The sequence below is a fragment of the Spirosoma utsteinense genome (assembly GCF_014282275.1).
GTDB classification, from domain to species: domain Bacteria; phylum Bacteroidota; class Bacteroidia; order Cytophagales; family Spirosomataceae; genus Spirosoma; species Spirosoma utsteinense.
In genome coordinates, this window is sequence record NZ_VFIA01000002.1 from 200,328 (window position 1) to 217,681 (window position 17,354).

At 49.1% G+C, this 17,354-nt stretch carries 13 protein-coding genes; 10 read left to right on the top strand and 3 right to left on the bottom strand.

Going from position 1 to position 17,354, the window contains the following annotated elements:
- Nucleotides 1–3,624: a VCBS repeat-containing protein gene (locus tag FH603_RS02105; RefSeq protein ID WP_186735565.1), complete on the top strand. Its 3,624-nt coding sequence runs from the start codon at nucleotides 1–3 to the stop codon at nucleotides 3,622–3,624.
- A 429-nt stretch (nucleotides 3,625–4,053) separates the two neighbouring features.
- On the opposite strand, the gene FH603_RS02110 is transcribed toward FH603_RS02105, so the two are convergent.
- On the bottom strand, nucleotides 4,054–4,248 hold the full coding sequence (locus FH603_RS02110) for a hypothetical protein (RefSeq protein ID WP_186735567.1): 195 nt from the start codon (nucleotides 4,246–4,248) through the stop codon (nucleotides 4,054–4,056).
- A gap of 146 nt (nucleotides 4,249–4,394) precedes the next feature.
- Between FH603_RS02110 and FH603_RS02115 the strand changes: the two genes are divergently transcribed.
- The 5 genes from FH603_RS02115 (at nucleotide 4,395) to FH603_RS02135 (ending at nucleotide 7,345) form a co-directional block, all read left to right on the top strand.
- Nucleotides 4,395–4,982, top strand: a complete 588-nt coding sequence (locus FH603_RS02115) for an RNA polymerase sigma factor (protein WP_186735569.1) — start codon at nucleotides 4,395–4,397, stop codon at nucleotides 4,980–4,982.
- Nucleotides 4,983–5,045: 63 nt separating this feature from the next.
- On the top strand, nucleotides 5,046–6,065 hold the full coding sequence (locus FH603_RS02120; RefSeq protein WP_186735571.1) for a S1C family serine protease: 1,020 nt from the start codon (nucleotides 5,046–5,048) through the stop codon (nucleotides 6,063–6,065).
- Between the two features lie 85 nt (nucleotides 6,066–6,150).
- Nucleotides 6,151–6,486 carry a hypothetical protein gene (locus FH603_RS02125; protein ID WP_186735573.1) on the top strand — a complete coding sequence of 112 codons (336 nt, stop codon included), beginning with the start codon at nucleotides 6,151–6,153 and terminating at the stop codon, nucleotides 6,484–6,486.
- Between the two features lie 124 nt (nucleotides 6,487–6,610).
- Nucleotides 6,611–6,859 (top strand): MoaD/ThiS family protein, encoded by a 249-nt coding sequence (locus FH603_RS02130; protein ID WP_186735575.1) that lies wholly within the window; start codon nucleotides 6,611–6,613, stop codon nucleotides 6,857–6,859.
- Nucleotides 6,860–6,934: 75 nt separating this feature from the next.
- On the top strand, nucleotides 6,935–7,345 hold the full coding sequence (locus FH603_RS02135) for a molybdenum cofactor biosynthesis protein MoaE (protein ID WP_186735577.1): 411 nt from the start codon (nucleotides 6,935–6,937) through the stop codon (nucleotides 7,343–7,345).
- A 180-nt stretch (nucleotides 7,346–7,525) separates the two neighbouring features.
- On the opposite strand, the gene FH603_RS02140 is transcribed toward FH603_RS02135, so the two are convergent.
- On the bottom strand, nucleotides 7,526–8,527 hold the full coding sequence (locus FH603_RS02140; RefSeq protein ID WP_317171261.1) for an endonuclease/exonuclease/phosphatase family protein: 1,002 nt from the start codon (nucleotides 8,525–8,527) through the stop codon (nucleotides 7,526–7,528).
- 306 nt (nucleotides 8,528–8,833) lie between these two features.
- On the opposite strand from FH603_RS02140, the gene FH603_RS02145 reads away from it, so the two are divergent.
- The 4 genes from FH603_RS02145 to FH603_RS02160 all read left to right on the top strand — a co-directional run bounded on the left by FH603_RS02145 (nucleotide 8,834) and on the right by FH603_RS02160 (nucleotide 16,764).
- Nucleotides 8,834–9,343, top strand: coding sequence for a ribosome maturation factor RimP (locus FH603_RS02145; protein ID WP_186735579.1), 510 nt, complete (start codon nucleotides 8,834–8,836; stop codon nucleotides 9,341–9,343).
- 90 nt (nucleotides 9,344–9,433) lie between these two features.
- A complete protein-coding gene (gene nusA / locus FH603_RS02150; protein WP_186735581.1) occupies nucleotides 9,434–10,678 on the top strand; it encodes a transcription termination factor NusA in 1,245 nt (414 codons plus the stop codon).
- A gap of 179 nt (nucleotides 10,679–10,857) precedes the next feature.
- Complete coding sequence (gene infB, locus FH603_RS02155) at nucleotides 10,858–14,205, top strand: translation initiation factor IF-2 (RefSeq protein ID WP_425326517.1); 3,348 nt, start codon at nucleotides 10,858–10,860, stop codon at nucleotides 14,203–14,205.
- A 453-nt stretch (nucleotides 14,206–14,658) separates the two neighbouring features.
- The gene (locus tag FH603_RS02160) at nucleotides 14,659–16,764 is read left to right on the top strand and encodes a BatA domain-containing protein (protein WP_186735585.1); all 2,106 of its coding nucleotides are present in this window, start codon (nucleotides 14,659–14,661) and stop codon (nucleotides 16,762–16,764) included.
- Nucleotides 16,765–16,783: 19 nt separating this feature from the next.
- Here FH603_RS02160 and FH603_RS02165 read toward each other — a convergent pair whose 3' ends face one another.
- The gene (locus tag FH603_RS02165) at nucleotides 16,784–17,278 is read right to left on the bottom strand and encodes a dihydrofolate reductase (RefSeq protein ID WP_186735587.1); all 495 of its coding nucleotides are present in this window, start codon (nucleotides 17,276–17,278) and stop codon (nucleotides 16,784–16,786) included.
- Nucleotides 17,279–17,354: the final 76 nt, after the last annotated feature.

The window sequence follows — 17,354 nt, forward strand, 5'->3', positions numbered from 1 at the left end:
ATGTATCAACGTATAGTAATAATTCTATTTTGCAGCCTTTTTTTAAATGCGTGTCAGCTAAAAAAGCCGACACTTTTCACGCTTCTTCCGGCCGATGAAACAGGAATCTCGTTTTCGAACCGGATCGTTAACAATGACTCGATCAACATTCTCGATGTTGAGTATGTCTATAACGGAGGAGGAGTTGCTCTGGGTGATTTCAACAATGATGGTCGTACCGATGTATTTTTCACCGGCAATCAGGTCTCAAACCGGCTTTACCTGAACAAAGGCGATTTTAAGTTTACCGATATCACCAAGTCAGCTAATGTTGGTGGTGACGGTAAGTGGTGTTCGGGCGTAGCGCTGGTCGACATCAATAATGACGGCTGGCTCGATATCTACGTAGGAGCTACGCTAAGCGAAACTGCCAGTCGGCGGCAGAATATGCTCTTTGTCAACCAAGGTGGCAAACCGGGGCAACCACCCGTTTTCCGCGAAATGGCTGCTGAGTACGGAATAGCGGACGACAGTCATACCACGAATGCGGCCTTCTTCGACTACGACAACGACGGAGATCTCGATCTATACATTCTGACAGATCGAATTGATGAGTATCCCAACGTATATCGCAAGAAGATAATGGATGGCTCGTCGCAAAATAGTGATCGTCTTTATAAGAACACGTTCGATACGCGGCTGGGACACGCGGTTTTTACCGACGTTAGTAAAGAATCAGCCATTCAACTGGATGGGTATGGACTAGGACTCAATATCACGGACATAAACCGCGATGGCTGGAAAGACATTTATGTCACGAACGATTACCTATCCGACGATAATTTATTTATCAACAATGCCAATGGAACATTCACGGATAAAGCTGGCCAGTATTTCAAACACACCAGCAACACTGCCATGGGCAATGATGTTACAGACATCAACAATGATGGGCTGATGGATGTGATTGCCCTGGATATGATGCCCCGCAACAACCAGAGGAAGAAGAAACTTCTGGGGCCCAATGATTACCAGACGTATCTGAATAACGACGAGTATCACCACGCGTATCAGTATGTTAGAAACACGCTTCAGCTGAATCAGGGAAACAAGCCAGGCGCCACTCCCGATTCGGCTCATCCAGTATTTAGTGAAATCAGTCAGCTGGCCGATGTAGCCGAGACAGACTGGAGCTGGACACCCATGCTCGCTGACTTTGATCAGGATGGTTACCGGGATCTGCTGGTTACCAATGGTTTTCCACATGATGTAACAGACCGTGATTTTATGGCCTTCCGGGTCGAGAGTTCATCCGTTGCCAGCCAGTCGTATACCATCAACCAAATTCCCGTTATCAAGATCAGTAACTATGCTTTTCGTAATAATGGGCGAAAACCGGGGGCCGATCTTACGTTTGAAGATGTAACAGACAAGTGGGGCATCAATCAGCCGTCGTTCTCCAACGGAGCAGCCTACGGCGACCTCGACAATGATGGTGACCTCGATTATGTGGTGAACAATATCAACGATTCGGCCTTTGTGTACCGCAATAATATTGCAGAAAGCAAGGCCGAAAAGGCCAACTACCTACGGGTAAAGTTCACCGGATCGGAGCAGAACCGTATGGGTCTCGGCGCGTTTGTTGAACTATACTACGGAAAGAACCAGCAGCAGGTATATGAGCATAGCCCCTACCGGGGTTACCTCTCTACCGTTGAGCCGATAGCCCATTTTGGCTTGGGTGAGGTTGCTACCATTGCTGAAGTCCGCATCATCTGGCCCGCCCAAAACGGCCAGCCAGCCCGCCAGCAAACGATGCGCAACGTAAAGACGAATCAGGTCATCACGGCCGACATCCGTAACGCCCGCGAACCACTCGGCAAACCGACTCAACCATTGGCCACACTTTTCCACGAGATAACGGATTCAGTGGGTATCTCTTTTCAGCACCAGGAACCAGAGTATATCGATTTCAATGGGCAAAAGCTTTTGCCCCATAAATTCTCGCAATATGGGCCCGGCGTATCGGTTGGTGATGTGAATGGCGATGGCCTGGATGATCTGTTTCTGGGTGGTTCACGGTCGAACCAGGGGCGTTTCCTGCTGCAAACGGCAACGGGTTCGTTTGTAGAACAAAGCCTGCTGTCAACAACTACAAAGCCCGTAAATAGTACGCTTATAAAACAGGAGGAAGATATGGGAACGCTACTCTTCGACGCAGATGGCGACGGAGACCTCGATCTTTATATTGCCAGCGGGAGTATTGAAGGCAATGCCAACTCACCCGTGTATCAGGACCGCCTGTACCTAAACGACGGTAAAGGATCTTTTTCACAAAGCGTCAATGCAATACCCACCAATACAACCAGCAAGTCATGTGTGAAAGCTGCCGATTTTGATCATGATGGCGACCTGGACCTGTTTATTGGCGGGCGTGTTGAACCAGACCATTATCCAAAACCAGTATCGAGCCTGATTTTGCGTAATGACCGAACCGGGGGTCAGGTTCGGTTCACGGACGTGACGAAAACGGTTGCTCCCGAATTACTGAATGTCGGCTTAGTATGCGATGCGCTCTGGACAGATCCCGACAATGATGGGTGGCCTGACCTGATGATTGCCGGGGAGTTCATGCCCCTGACGCTCCTGAAGAATAAAGACGGCAAGCTGAAGCGAACCGACTGCGGGCTCGAATCACAAAAAGGATGGTGGAACTCACTGGTATCTGGTGATTTTGATCAGGATGGCGACATCGACTACATCGCAGGCAATCTGGGCCGCAACTCCCGGATGCGGGCCAACGATACAGAACCTGTTCGCGTTTATGCAGGCGATTTTGATAACAATGGTTTCTATGACGCCATTCCAACGGTATTTATCCCTGATACGAGCGGAAGACGACAGGAGTATCCCATTCACGGACGCGACGACCTGATGAAGCAGATGATCATCATGCGTAAACGCTTTCCATTTTACAGAGATTTCAGCCAGGCGACGATTGATAAATTACTTACACCCGAAGAACGGCAGAGTGCGTTGGTTTTGGAAGCCAATTATCTTCAGTCAGCTTACGTGGAGAATAAAGGAAATGGCACCTTTGTCCTTCATCCACTCCCGATCGAGGCACAGCTAGCCCCAATCTTCGGTATGATTGCCGAAGATGTTGACCGTGATGGCAATCTGGACATAATGCTGGTAGGTAACGATTACGGTGCCGAAGTCTTAACGGGACGTTATGATGCAATGAACGGCCTGTTCCTTAAAGGCAATGGTAAAGGCAATTTTACGGCCCAGTCCATTGCCAACAGCGGTTTTTATGTGCCGGGCAATGCCAAAGGGTTGGCACAACTTACCGACTCCAAAGGTCGTGCGTTATTAGTGGCTACTCAGAACCGAGGGCGCCTGTGCGTGTTCCGAAATAGTAAAACCGCCCCAACTATTCGACTCCAACCGACAGATGTATCGGCTCTGCTGACGCTAACGAACGGTAAAAAGCAGCGGGTAGAATTTAGTTATGGCAGCTCTTTCCTATCGCAGTCGGCACGAACGTTATCTGTGAATCCGCAGGTGAAATCCATCGAAATAACGGATGCCCAGGGCCACCATCGGCAGGAGTTCGGCCAGTCTAAACTAGTAAGCCGCTAAGAATAGTAGCCCCTGTGTGCGTAAAGATTTAGGGTAAACAATAGAATTAGCCATGGGTTTATCCTGTTCGACCAATGGACAAACCCATGGCTACCAACAAAACGGCTAACCTGCCCGGCTCCCATGTCGGACAATTCTATTGCAGGCGTGCCCGAGAGCCTGGCCTGAATTTCCCAATACGAATTTCAGGCACCGCAAACCCTGCAACCTTCTGAGAAGGTGCAAGGATTGAAGAAGCCTGTCATTGATGGCAAGACAAAAAGCGAATCAGCCAACTCAACAGGTTGGCCTATAGCTATAAAGGCAAGTTGTGTCAGGTGCATTTCAGTAATCTCCTGATACACAAAAAAGCCCACTGATAGCTCAGAGGGCTCTTTATGCATTTATAGCGTTGTCGGTAATCGTACCGGCAGTTGTGCCTTAGCGAAATTACTTAGCGCTATCCGACATCATTGTTGAAGCCGAATCCGTAGCCATCGTCGAATCCGTAGCCATCGTCGAAGACGAATCCGTCATCGTGGTGGTTTCGGTCGAAGACTCGGTAGTTTCTGCTTTTTTCGAACAAGCTGTCGTCAGGGCGATCATGGCCATGAAAAAGAAGGCGGTTTTCGTGATTGCTTTCATAATTTTTGGGGTGTTTTTGTTTAAGTGAGATTAATGGAACAATGTCAACGTTAATACCCGGTGGGGAAAAAGGTAACCCAATAATTTTTAACTTTTTTTTGGGTTACGTCCGGGATGTTTTTGGTATTAAGTAATGAGTCGATACAATGAAGGAAAGTAGGCGGACCGTATTATCAGACGATGAGTTGCTGAAGGGTCTCTCAACAGGCTCCGATGAGGCACTAACGCAGTTATACCGTCGCTATTTCCCGATGATACTGCATTTTGTAACCACTAACAGTGGCAGTGAAGATGAAGCAAAAGACATTTATCAGGAAGCCTTGATTGTGCTTTACGAGAAAGTCCGGAGCGGATCGTTTGAGTTGCATTGTCTGCTTAAAACGTATTTGTATTCAGTTAGCCGGCGTTTATGGCTGAAGCAACTGGCGTATAAAAATCGGTTTTTGGTAAACGATATTGAGAGCCAAGCTACCGATTCGGCAGCTGTTGGGCAGATGAGTGATGATCTGAACGATCACGAAGAGCGCGATCGTCAATTCGACCTCATGGCCGATTCGCTCGACCGGCTTGGCGAACCTTGTAGAACGCTGCTTGAAGACTTTTACATCCGGCATTCGAGCATGCAGGACATTACCGAAAAATTCGGTTATACCAATGCCGATAACGCCAAGACGCAAAAGTATAAGTGCCTGATGCGGCTGAAACGACTTTTTTTCGCAGAATACAAAGCATAGTGCCAACTTTCCGGCAACCCTCATTACTAGTAACACCAACTGACCCACAACGGTCCTACACCTATGGAAGCGAACGAAAATCAATCTATCGAACAGACGTTAGTCGCCTTTGGTGAACGAATTCGTTTTCGGCGAAAGCTGTCGGCGATCCAGCAGCAGATCGATATGGAAGCCGTACGGCAGGAAGCCGAACTTTATGAATCTGATGCGGAGCAATCCGGCCAGATCCGTTCGCTCTGGCGTACCTATCGCACCACACTGGCTGTAGCGGCATCGGTAGCCATTATCACAACCTTCGGCTCCATTTTCCTTTATCGGTCTTACCAGCAGGGCCATCGCCAGCAGGAGCAGCAGTATAGCCAGTTGAGTAAGGAAATACAGGCAGTCAAATCGTCTCAAAAACGCCTTATCAACGATATCAGTGGGCGTAGCCGCGCCCTGAGTGCCAATACAGCTCAGGTATCTGGCTCCGGGTTTATGCTCACCCCCGACGGGTACTTCGTGACGAATAACCACATTGTTCGGGATGCTGATTCTGTATACGTTCAAAGTGCAAGAGGGGAAGTATACAAGGCCAAAATCGTTCATACCGATCAGATTCATGACCTGGCTATTCTGCAACTCTGCGACGACAGTGCGTTCAAGTCTATGTCGCCGGTACCTTATAGCTTCGATGCCCGTACGTCGGATCTGGGTGAGCGCGTCTTTACGTTGGGTTACCCGCGTGAGGAGATCGTATATGGTGAAGGATACCTTAGCTCCGGCACCGGTTATCGGGGCGACTCGGTGGCTTATCAGGTAGCCATTAGTGTGAATCCGGGTAATTCGGGAGGGCCCCTACTCGATGAGAAAGGCAACGTAATTGGTATAATCAGCGGTAAGCAAACAACGTCAGAAGGGGTTAGCTTCGCGGTAAAAATCAACTACCTGTTTGAAGCTATCAATGGCATCCCGGCCGATTCACTCAAAGGCCAGCCATTGCGGCTGAGCCGAAAGAATACGTTGGCCCGCCTGCCCCGCAAGCAACAGATCAAGCGGATGCAGGAGTACGTTTATCAGGTGAAAGTATTCAAACACAAATAGTGTAAACAGACGCCTGTTGTTAGTTGAGCGAACAATTTGACTGCTTGCGTGTTTAACAAAAGCAAACATTAGACACTCAACTATCATGAAGAAATTAATGACATTAGTGGCTGCGCTGGCTCTCACCATCGGCGTAACCATCGCTCAGGACGCTAAAGAAACAGCAAAACAAGCCGGTCAGACAGCAGGTGCTGCTGCCGACAAAGCTGGTCGTGAAACAAAACAGGCAGGTCGTAAAGTGGCAAACGCTGCTGAAAACACCGCCGATGATGTGAAAGACGGAACCAAGCGGGCAGGCAGAAAAGTATCTAGAGCAGCTAAAAATACGAAGGAAGACGTCAAGGACGGTACAGACCGGGCCCTGAACAAAGCAGATCGTAAAATGAAGAAAGCCGAGCGTAAGCTGGACAATTCGAAATAAAAGATTTGCTGCCTACATATAAAAGAGCCACTGCTTATAAGCAGTGGCTCTTTTATATGTAGGCAGCGGCTGAACCCAATCCAATTACTGTCGGTTTCGATAAGTACATAGTCCGACTCACACGATGAATTCAACTATTTCGGTTCTTCTCTTCGGCATTGCACGTGATTTGACCGGGCAATCAACCGTTTCAATTACACTCGACAACGATGCCAGCGTTGGCGACTTACTGGGACAGTTACACCAGCGCTATCCATCATTGACAGGTATCCGTTCATTGCTGGTGGCCGTTAACGGCGAATATGCCGAACCGGAGCAACGGTTGAGCCATAACGATGAAATAGCTATCATTCCTCCAGTTAGTGGCGGCTAGAATGAACCCCCTGACTGCGAACAGAAGCCATTTATTTACGCACAAACTCATTAACCGGTAACCCATTATCGTATTATGGTTGCTCTTTCAACCGACCCAATTGATGTGGCTTCTGCCCTATCTTACCTACAGTCAGAGCAGGCAGGGGCCCTGGATTTATTTCTGGGTGTCGTTCGTGACAACACCCAGGACCGACCCGTCGACCGACTCGACTATGAAGCTTACGATCGGATGGCTGTCAGTGAGATACAGAAAATTGTGGATGAAGCTCACCGTCGCTGGGCTGTTCTGCGTTGTGTTGTCATTCACCGTACGGGTACGTTACGGATTGGGGAAATTGCCGTTTTGATTGGCGTTGCTACCGCTCACCGCGCTGACGCTTTCGACGCTTGCCGATACATTATCGATACCATTAAGCAAACGGTGCCCATCTGGAAAAAAGAAATCTTTACGGACGGCGAAGTATGGGTGAATGCGCATCCGTAGGAATGTAATTGTAAGTCATATTAGTCGTAAGTCGTAGAAGTCATATTAGTCGTAAGTCATATTAGTCGTAAGTCATATTAGTCGTAAGTCGTAGAAGTCATACTAGTCGTAAGTCGCAGCGGTCAGCCTCTTACGACTAGTATGACTTCTACGACTTACGACTAATATGACTTCTACGACTTATTTCACCAAATACGTCCCTACAATCGGGTAGTGGTCTGAGTATTTGATGTAATTGATCGTTTCGAAGTCGAGAACTTTGAGGCTTGGGTCATGAAACTGATGGTCAATGCGAATAAAACCGGGTAACCGATTGTAGGTAAATCCGAATCCCCGGCCTGCCTCCTCAAAACTATTGGGTAATGTTCGCCGTAGCTGCTCATAGACAAAGCTATACGGTGTGTCGTTGTGGTCACCGGTAACAATCACCGGAAATTCACTTTCACGGATATGTCGCTGAACTTTCTTCACCTGCTCCCGTCGTTCAATAAAGCCCGACCGTAACGCACTTAGTACTCCCCGTGTCTCGTGCTTTACGCCCGTCATTTCATCCTGACTGAGTACCCGACCAACCCGAATACCCATCGATTGAAGATGGACATTGATAACACGGACTGTATCGTTACCAACTTTTATGTTTGCCCATACAATCCCGTTCGAACCATCGAAATGTTCCCGCCCGGAGTGAATAATGGGATAGATCGAAAAAATAGCGGCTCCAACCGGCCCATCTTCCACATCGGCATATTCAGGCCGCAGCAAAACCGAGTAGCGATAGCCTGCCTGTCGGAACCGGCGAATAACGTTATAGTCGGCTACGGACGTTGAATTATAGAACTCCTGCATGCACTTGACCGGCGCATCGTAGCGTAGAACATAATTGATAGTTCGCCGAACACGAGGGGAGCTGTTGTATCGATCCCAACGATTGTCCAACCCGAATTGCTGAACGTTATAGCTGAAAACTTTTAACTGAGTTCCCTGGCCTGGTTGATCAGGAACTGTATGCCAGGTAAACGTACGAGCCCCCAGCAAGGCGATACCAATCAATAATACTGTTCCTGACAACCAGCTTCGCCAGGGACGCGATACTAGCCAGAGCACGACCATTACCAGATTAAGCACCCAGGCTATCGGTATCGTGATCATGATCATGCCACCCAGCCAGTGTTCAATAGGCAATCTGTAAACCAGCCAATAACCCAGTAGTGTATATAAAACCAGCACTAAATTAAATGACCACAGCAACGACCTAAAAAAGAAGGCAACCAAACTACCCAGTCGTGACCTTATCTCCATATCGTTTTTAGCAAGCGGGCCAAGATGCCCAGTATGGATCAAAATTAAGCGATAAGCCCCGAAACCCCACATACGCTCCAATAGACAGGCTTGCTATGCCGACAGGAATGTATTATCTTTGCGTTACAAAAACTGTATGGCGTTGATGAAAAAAGGGAGTCGGACTCCCTTTTTTGTTTTCCCTACCTTATGGACGATAAAGCACGAATAACGGAGTGGCTTCAGCCGTATCTGAATAACGGTCAACTATATATTGTTGACGTTCAGGTAGTTGGCCGCCAGGGTGGTCGGATTAAAGTTACTATCCTGCTGGACAGTGATGCCGGAATTACGATCGAAGAATGTGCCTCGATCAGCCGTCGGCTGGGTGGGCAAATGGACGAGTCGAATTTTTTTGGAGAATCGCCATTTATACTCGAAGTTTCGTCGCCGGGCGTAGACTTTCCGTTAACTTTTACGCGGCAGTACATCCGGAATATTGGTCGCCAGTTAACTGTTTCGCTAATCGATGGAGCCGTTCGCAAAGGTCGCCTGGAGTCGGTAGCTGATGACCATATCATACTCGATATCGAAGAAGAAAAGATGTCGAAGACCAAGAAGAAGAAGGAAGCACTCTCACTTGCTGAAGCGCCGACTGGCCCTACGCCGATCCCCTTTGAGCAAATAAAAAAAGCGAACGTAGACGTATCATTTAAATAAAGTCAACAAGTTGTACAGAAGTAAGCTGCCGGTTCAAGGGGTGTTTCGCTTACGACTTACTGACTCAGGACTTACAGACTATTTAGTACAATGACCAGTGGACTACTGATCGAATCGTTTGCCGATTTCGCCCGGTCGAAGAATATTGACCGGCCTACCATGATCGCAATTCTGGAAGAAGTCTTCCGGACGATGATTCGCAAAAAATACGGAACCGACGAGAACTTCGATGTTATCATCAATGCCGAAAGTGGCGATCTTGAGATGTGGCGGACACGCGAGATTGTGGACGACGATTCGGAAGACATTTGGGATTACGATAAAATTCCCCTCGCCGAAGCCCGCAAGATTCAGGACGACTTTGAAGTGGGAGAGCAAGTTGCTGAAGAAGTCAAACTGGATGACTTTGGTCGTCGGGTAGTGCAAACTGCCCGCCAGACACTCATTCAGAAGATAAAGGACATGGAGAAAGAGCTCCTTTATCAAAAATATAAGGACCAGGTTGGCGATCTCGTTACGGCGGAGGTGTATCAACTCCTTAAACATGAGATCATTCTGGTCGATACGGAAAATAACGAACTGAGCATCCCCAGGGCCGAGCAGATTTCGAAAGACCGGTACCGGAAAGGCGAATCGGTGAAGGCAGTGATTAGCCGCGTAGATATGCTCAACGGTACGCCCAAGATCGTTCTGTCGCGTACGTCGCCGGTATTTCTGGAGCGTTTGTTCGAGATTGAAGTACCTGAAATTTATGACGGGCTCATTTCAATCCGCAAAATTGTTCGGGAACCGGGCGAACGGGCTAAAGTAGCTGTTGAGTCTTACGATGACCGAATCGATCCCGTTGGTGCCTGTGTCGGCATGAAAGGGTCCCGTATTCACGGAATCGTTCGGGAGTTGGGCAACGAGAACATCGACGTTATCAACTATACAGAAAATCTTGAGTTGCTCATTAGTCGTGCGTTAAGCCCGGCTAAAGTAAGCTCAATGACAATCGACCACGAAACCAAACGAGTATCGGTGTTTCTTAAGCCAGACCAGGTGTCTCTGGCTATCGGTAAGGGCGGTCAGAACATCAAACTTGCCGGCCGTCTGGTCGACATGGAAATCGACGTATTCCGCGATAACGAAGGTCAGGAGGACGACGAAGACGTTGATCTGATGGAGTTCTCGGACGAAATTGACGACTGGATGATCCAGGAACTTCGTAAGGTAGGTCTCGATACGGCTAAAAGCGTGCTGGCACTAAGTAAGGAAGAGCTTGTTCGGCGTACCGACCTTGAAGAAGATACGGTTGAGGAAGTCTTAAATATTTTAAAGCAGGAATTTGAATAAAGAGTATAGACTGAATATTGCAAAACGGAAGAACGGGCTTAAAATCATTATCCATTTTGCAATATTCAGTCTACATTCAATAAATGAGGGATTTTTATTGCTGTAAGTGTTGTTCATACTATACCAACAACCAGTAGATTTGCCGAATATAGACCGAACATATGGCAGAAGATAAGTCAATGCGCCTAAGCCAAGTGGCAAAAATCCTCAACAAAGGGCTCTCCTCTGTTGCGGGTAGTCTGTCTGCCAAAGGGTTTAAGGTTGAAGTTAATCCTAACACTAAAATCAGTACTGAACAACTGGAAGTGTTAGCGAAGGAGTATAAATCTACGGAACTCCTGAACGGAGCTCGCCGGACTGAACCGTCGGTTGCAGTCGTTGAGCCACCGCGTCGTCGGGAGGAAGACGTCATTTTGTACCGTCGTGATGACGCAGGACGTCCTATTGTCGATACCAAACCGGAGGCAACTCGTACGGAAACGTCGCGGACAGACGCACCCGCCCCGGTTGAGCCAAAACCAGCACCCCAAGCGGCCCCGACCGGCTTGCCGGGATTAACGGTTTTAGGTAAAATTGATCTGAACCCGAAACCTGCACCACAACCTGCTCCAGTAGCGAAAGCACCGGCTCCGCAGGAAGTGAAGCCGGTAGAGCAACCCAAGCCAGAACCTCCCAAGCCGCCGACGCCTGCACCTGTTGCAGTGCAGCCTGTAGTGGAAGCGCCGAAGCCAGTTGCTGTGCCGGAACCGACTCCAGTTGTTGAGGCCAAAGCAGCTCCGGTTGAGCCACCGAAAGTGGAAACACCGAAGCCTGAAGCACCCAAACCTGTTGCTGTTCAGCCACCGGTTGCACCTATGCCTCCCGCAGCACCTACTCCTACCCCGGCACCACAGCCAGTAGCTCGTCAGGAGACTCCTAAGCCGGAGACCCCGAAGCCAGCTCCTGCTGCAGCAGACAAACCTATTGCATCGCCTAAGCCACAAAGTAGTACGCCACCAGCGGCTGCACCAGCTACACCAGCAGCAGTTCAGCCTCCGGTAACGCCGGTAGAACCAGCTCCTGAAGCGGCAACAATTCGGGCAGCCGGTAGCCATCAGTTAGGTGGTCTGAAAATTCTCGGCAAAATTGAACTGCCTGTTAGCAACTCCCGCCAGGGGGGTGGAAACAGCAACGCTGATAAGAAGAAACGTAAACGCATTCGTGGTGGCCGTGAAGGCGCTGTAGGTAGTACGAACCAGCCGGGTCAGCCTGGCAACGGACAGCCACAGGGCCAGAGCGCACCCGCTAACCGTCCACCACGTGAAGGTCAGGGCGATCGCGGACCCGCTAACCGGGTTCAGGGTGACCGGAACCAGCCGGGGACGGGTGGCACGCGTGATACAAATCGTCCAGCCGGTACCGGCCAGACTCAGGGTGGCAATGCAAATGCCACCCCAATCAACCGGCCAGCCACTGGCACAGGCCAGGCTCAGGGTGGCAACACCGCCAACCGGGGTGGTACAGGCAACAATACCAACAATCGCGGAGGTACGGGCAACCGTCCGGGCGGAGGTAGTAATACCGGCAACAACGCTAATCGGGGTGGCAGCAGTGCCAACCGGGGTGGTCGTCGAGAAGCGCCAACGCAAGCCGACGTTAAAAAGTCGATCCAGCAAACCAATGCCCGGATGGCGGGTAACACACCCAACCGGGGTGCTGACCGCCGTCGCGATCGTAGAAGCCAGCGGGAAGAAGACCGCCGGTTGATGACCGAGCAGGAGGAGCTGGAATCAAAAATCCTGAAAGTAACCGAGTTTGTGTCGGCCAATGATCTGGCATCGCTGATGGACGTGTCTATCAACGAAGTTATTTCGGTCTGTCTGAACCTGGGAATGTTCGTCTCCATCAACCAGCGGTTAGATGCGGAAGCGATTACAGTTATTGCCGATGAATTCGGGTATGACGTGCAGTTTATATCCGCTGAAGACGAAACAGAAGCTGGTATCGATGTTATAGCCGATGAGCCGGATGATTTACAACACCGCGCTCCGATCGTTACAATCATGGGTCACGTTGACCATGGTAAAACATCATTGCTGGATTACATTCGCCGGGCCAAGGTAGCAGCTGGAGAAGCAGGTGGTATTACACAGCACATTGGTGCTTATAGTGTGAAAACCAACGACGACCGGATGATCACCTTCCTCGATACACCTGGTCACGAAGCCTTTACGGCTATGCGTGCCCGTGGTGCCAAGGTTACTGACGTCGTTATCATCGTGATTGCAGCAGATGACAGCATCATGCCACAAACACGTGAGGCTATCAATCACGCACAGGTAGCAGGGGTTCCAATTGTCTTTGCTTTCTCGAAGGTTGATAAGGCAGGTGCTGACGCCGAGAAAATCCGGCAGGAGCTGGCATCGATGAATATGCTCGTTGAGGAGTGGGGTGGTAAGTATCAGGCCCAGGAAATATCGTCGAAATCAGGTATGGGTGTCGACGATCTGCTTGAAAAAGTACTGCTCGAAGCTGAATTGCTCGAACTGAAAGCTAATCCGGACCGCCGGGCTTTAGGTACAGTTATTGAAGCCTCGCTCGACAAAGGTCGTGGTTATGTATCGACCGTACTGGTCGAAAATGGTACCCTGCGTCAAGGTGATATCATGCTGGTGGGTGCGCACTACGGTCGCATTCGGGCTATGACAAACGACCGGGGCGAACGTATAAAAGAAGCTGGTCCAGCTCAGCCTGTACAGATTCTGGGTCTACCAGGCGCTCCGCAGGCGGGCGATAAGTTCAATGTAATGGAAACGGAGCGTGAAGCCCGTGAAATTGCAAACAAACGGGAGCAGTTGCTACGTGAACAGACACTTCGTACCCGCAAGCACATCACCCTCGAAGAGATTGGTCGCCGGAAAGCGATTGGTACCTTCAAAGAGTTGAATGTGATTGTGAAAGGTGATGTGGATGGTTCGGTGGAAGCATTGTCTGATTCGCTGTTGCAGTTGTCTACTGAAGAAATTCAGGTGAACATCATACACAAGGCAGTTGGGCAGATCTCTGAATCGGATGTACTGCTGGCATCGGCATCTGACGCCGTTGTTGTCGGGTTCCAGGTAAGGCCATCGGCAAGTGCCCGAAAACTAGCTGATCAGGAACAAATCGAACTGCGTTTCTACTCTATCATTTATGACGCGATCAATGAGATCAGAGACGCTATGGAAGGCCTTCTGGCTCCAACCGTTGAAGAGATTATTGTAGGTAACGTTGAGGTGCGTGATGTATTCAAAATCAGCAAAATTGGTACGGTTGCCGGTTGCTATGTGACAGAAGGTACGCTGAAACGCAATAATAAAATTCGTATCATTCGTGACTTCATCGTTATTCATACAGGCGAAATCAGTGCGCTGAAACGTTTCAAGGATGACGTGAACGAAGTGAAATTTGGTTACGAATGTGGATTGAGTATCAAGAATTTCAATGATATCGAAGTAGGCGATGTAATCGAAAGCTTTGAATTTAAAGAAGTGAAACGGACGCTCTAATCGACCCATTAGTATTTTAAGGAGCGAAAGCCCTGACCAGCTAGTTTGGTCAGGGCTTTTTTGTCTTATACAGTGTTTCGATCAGCGTTGTACACTTTATTATCAAGAATCATGGTACCCATATTATTAACTAAAAAGAGACTGAATTGCGGTAAGACAGCGTCCTTTCAATAATAGCAACAATAGGTTTTCTTCTAGCCTGCCAAGACGGCTCTTGAACAGGCTTACCGAAATCACTTAGCTTACATCGCAAAACCGGCATGGTTATCGTGTTGGTCAACAATTACGATACCTGGGCTTTTCGTTTCCTGCATTATTGGCCAGGCCGATGCCGTATCAGAAACACAGACAAGGTTTTATGATGTCACAATCCCTAACTAACTTGGGCGTTGGAGAAACCAAAGGCCTGCACCGGGTCGTTATTAAAGCACGTACGTTCGCCAAAACCGCTTAATGAATTTCCTATATCCCTCGTTTCTGCTTGGTTTACTGGCTATATCGGTGCCGATTGCCATTCATCTATTCAACTTTCGCCGGACGCGCCGGGTATTTTTTACCAACGTAGCACTCCTGCGTACTGTTCAAACGGAAACCAAGTCGTTCCGACGACTCAAACACTGGTTGATTCTGGCCTGCCGATGCCTGTTCCTGATCTGTCTGGTTATGGCGTTTGCTCAACCTTTCATACCCAGTAAAAATAAACTAGGACTATCGAGACAGGGCGTAACGAGCTTCTACGTCGACAATTCATTTAGTATGCAGAATGAGCGTAACGAAAAGCGTTACCTCGATGTGGCTACCAGCAAATTAGACGAGTTGTTGACCCTGTTTCGTAATGCGACATCACTTCAGTTGCTCACCAATGATTTTTCAGCCGCTGAGCAGCAAACGGGCTCATCAGAATCCATCCGTGACCGGGTAACAGCCGTGCGGTTTGCCCACACTCCCCGAACGCTCGAAAGCATATATCGGCGTCAGCGAAATTTGCTTGGCTCACTTAATCCAGGGGGGAAAAATCAACTGTTCTGGTTTTCTGATTTTCAAAAAAGTACAGTTGGCGACCTGTCGAAGCTTAAAATAGATACCACTGACCGCCTGTTTGTAGTGCCACTGGAAGCACAGGCAACCAAGAATATTTACGTCGATTCGGTATGGCTTGGCACACCGTTTATTCGTGAGATGCAGAATAACACGCTCAACGTGAAGCTAACCAACGGTGGGCGGGAAAATGTCAAAAATCTATCGGTACGCTTGTATCTGGACGATGCGCAAACGTCTACCGCGTCAGCTACGATTGCCCCTGGTGGATCATCAGGAGCGGCCTCATCGGCGACGGTTTCGCTCAATTTCAACGTCACCACAAAAGGATATCACCGCGGTCGAATTGTCTTTGAAGACTTTCCCATTACGTTCGACAACCAGTTCTTTTTCGTTATTGAAGCATCACCTGCTGTTCGCGTCTTGCATTTATACGAGCAGAAAGGGCCCACGGACTATGTTCAGGCCGTATATGCTAACGACAGCTTATTCGTCCGGCGTAGCTTCAGCGCTCAAAACTTCGACGTTGGGCAGTTGAAAGAAACAGATTTGGTTGTGCTGGAAGGCGTTAGCCAGATAAGCGGTACCTTACGAACGGAGTTAGAACGCTTCGTTCGGCAGGGAGGCAGCCTGACCATCATCCCTCCCACCGCTCCCGATATAACATCCTACGGCCCATTTCTGAGCGCGTTAGGTATAAATGGCGTTCAGGCGACACCGCAGGCTGCGGGGGTTGCCTCGCTCGTTCCTGTTGCCGACCCTGACCGACGCAACCCGTTCTTCAGCGATGTATTTCAACAGAGTTACCAGTCGGAGCCGCTCAACATGCCCGCGGCTGCACCTGTCTGGCGTTGGAACGCAGGCGAACGATTACTGAGCCTACGGAATGGTAGCCCACTGTTGACCCAATCCCGGACGACTGGCGGTTCACTACAACAGGGGACCATCTACCTATTGGCCACACCCTTGGCAACCCAGTACGGCAACCTCGCCGAACATGCCCTGTTTGTGCCGGTAATGTACAAAATGGCAGCACTAAGCGTTCGGGCCCAGCGGACAGCTTACTCGTTCAGTGATAACCTGGTTACGGTTCCGGTCAATAATCCATCGGAGCGGTCAGTTTACAAACTGAAGCGTGGCAAACTGGAGATCATTCCCGTCCAGCGGATCGTAAATAATCAACTTATGCTGGAAATGCCAAAAAGCGACGAGTTAGCCGAAGGCCAGGAAATTGAAGCCGGTTATTACGAACTTCAAAACGGACAGGGGAAAACAGAGCAGTTACTGGCCTTCAATCATGGTAACCAGGAATCGGCAATGGACTTCTTTTCGCCGGTTGAGTTACGTCGGCTATTTGCCAGCCAGCCCAATGTAGAAGTATTTGACAGCGTCCAGGACGGCGACTTTGTTCAGGTGCTGGAACAGGAAAATCTAGGAAGAAGCTTATGGAAATACTTCCTGCTCGCTGCACTGGCATTTCTGCTGTTCGAGGTTGGCCTGGTTCGGTTCATGAAAGGATGATAGCCTGTTAGCAATCAGATCAGCGCTTTCGTTCATACTCCACAAAATCAAATCCAGCTTCGTGACGCTCGTCGGCGGGATGCGGTAACCGACTCACTTCGTCCCACTCGCTCTTATCAAATTCAGGAAAATAAGCATCACCATCATAGGCCTTGTGAATTTCCGTCAGGTACAGGGTTGTAGCGACAGGCAATGCGATGGTATAGATTTCTGCTCCACCAATGACAAAGATTTCCTCCTCATTAATCACTTTTGCTTTCCCGATCGCTTCATCCAGTGTATGTGTAATGGTTACGCCACTCGCCTGAAAATCAGCATTGCGGGTAATAATAATGTTAGTGCGATTGGGTAAGGGTTTACCAAGCGCTTCCAACGACTTGCGTCCCATAATGATGGGGTGGTGGCTGGTTTTCCGTTTGAAAAAAGCAAAGTCGTCGGGCAGATGCCACGGTAAATCATTTCTTTGCCCAATAACTCGATTTTGAGCCACGGCAGCGATTAAACTGATCTTCATAGTCTTTATTTAAAGCGTAGTTTGTGCTACAATTAGGTCGTAGCAGCGTGCATATAGCACCATACTATGGCCGTAT

What these genes read in the sequence shown, in the direction of transcription:
- FH603_RS02105 (WP_186735565.1), top strand. Translation starts at nt 1, where the DNA reads ATGTATCAACGTATAGTAATAATTCTATTTTGCAGCCTTTTTTTAAAT.
- FH603_RS02110 (WP_186735567.1), bottom strand. Translation starts at nt 4,248, where the DNA reads ATGAAAGCAATCACGAAAACCGCCTTCTTTTTCATGGCCATGATCGCC.
- FH603_RS02115 (WP_186735569.1), top strand. Translation starts at nt 4,395, where the DNA reads ATGAAGGAAAGTAGGCGGACCGTATTATCAGACGATGAGTTGCTGAAG.
- FH603_RS02120 (WP_186735571.1), top strand. Translation starts at nt 5,046, where the DNA reads ATGGAAGCGAACGAAAATCAATCTATCGAACAGACGTTAGTCGCCTTT.
- FH603_RS02125 (WP_186735573.1), top strand. Translation starts at nt 6,151, where the DNA reads ATGAAGAAATTAATGACATTAGTGGCTGCGCTGGCTCTCACCATCGGC.
- FH603_RS02130 (WP_186735575.1), top strand. Translation starts at nt 6,611, where the DNA reads ATGAATTCAACTATTTCGGTTCTTCTCTTCGGCATTGCACGTGATTTG.
- FH603_RS02135 (WP_186735577.1), top strand. Translation starts at nt 6,935, where the DNA reads ATGGTTGCTCTTTCAACCGACCCAATTGATGTGGCTTCTGCCCTATCT.
- FH603_RS02145 (WP_186735579.1), top strand. Translation starts at nt 8,834, where the DNA reads ATGGACGATAAAGCACGAATAACGGAGTGGCTTCAGCCGTATCTGAAT.
- nusA (WP_186735581.1), top strand. Translation starts at nt 9,434, where the DNA reads ATGACCAGTGGACTACTGATCGAATCGTTTGCCGATTTCGCCCGGTCG.
- infB (WP_425326517.1), top strand. Translation starts at nt 10,858, where the DNA reads ATGCGCCTAAGCCAAGTGGCAAAAATCCTCAACAAAGGGCTCTCCTCT.
- FH603_RS02160 (WP_186735585.1), top strand. Translation starts at nt 14,659, where the DNA reads ATGAATTTCCTATATCCCTCGTTTCTGCTTGGTTTACTGGCTATATCG.
- FH603_RS02165 (WP_186735587.1), bottom strand. Translation starts at nt 17,278, where the DNA reads ATGAAGATCAGTTTAATCGCTGCCGTGGCTCAAAATCGAGTTATTGGG.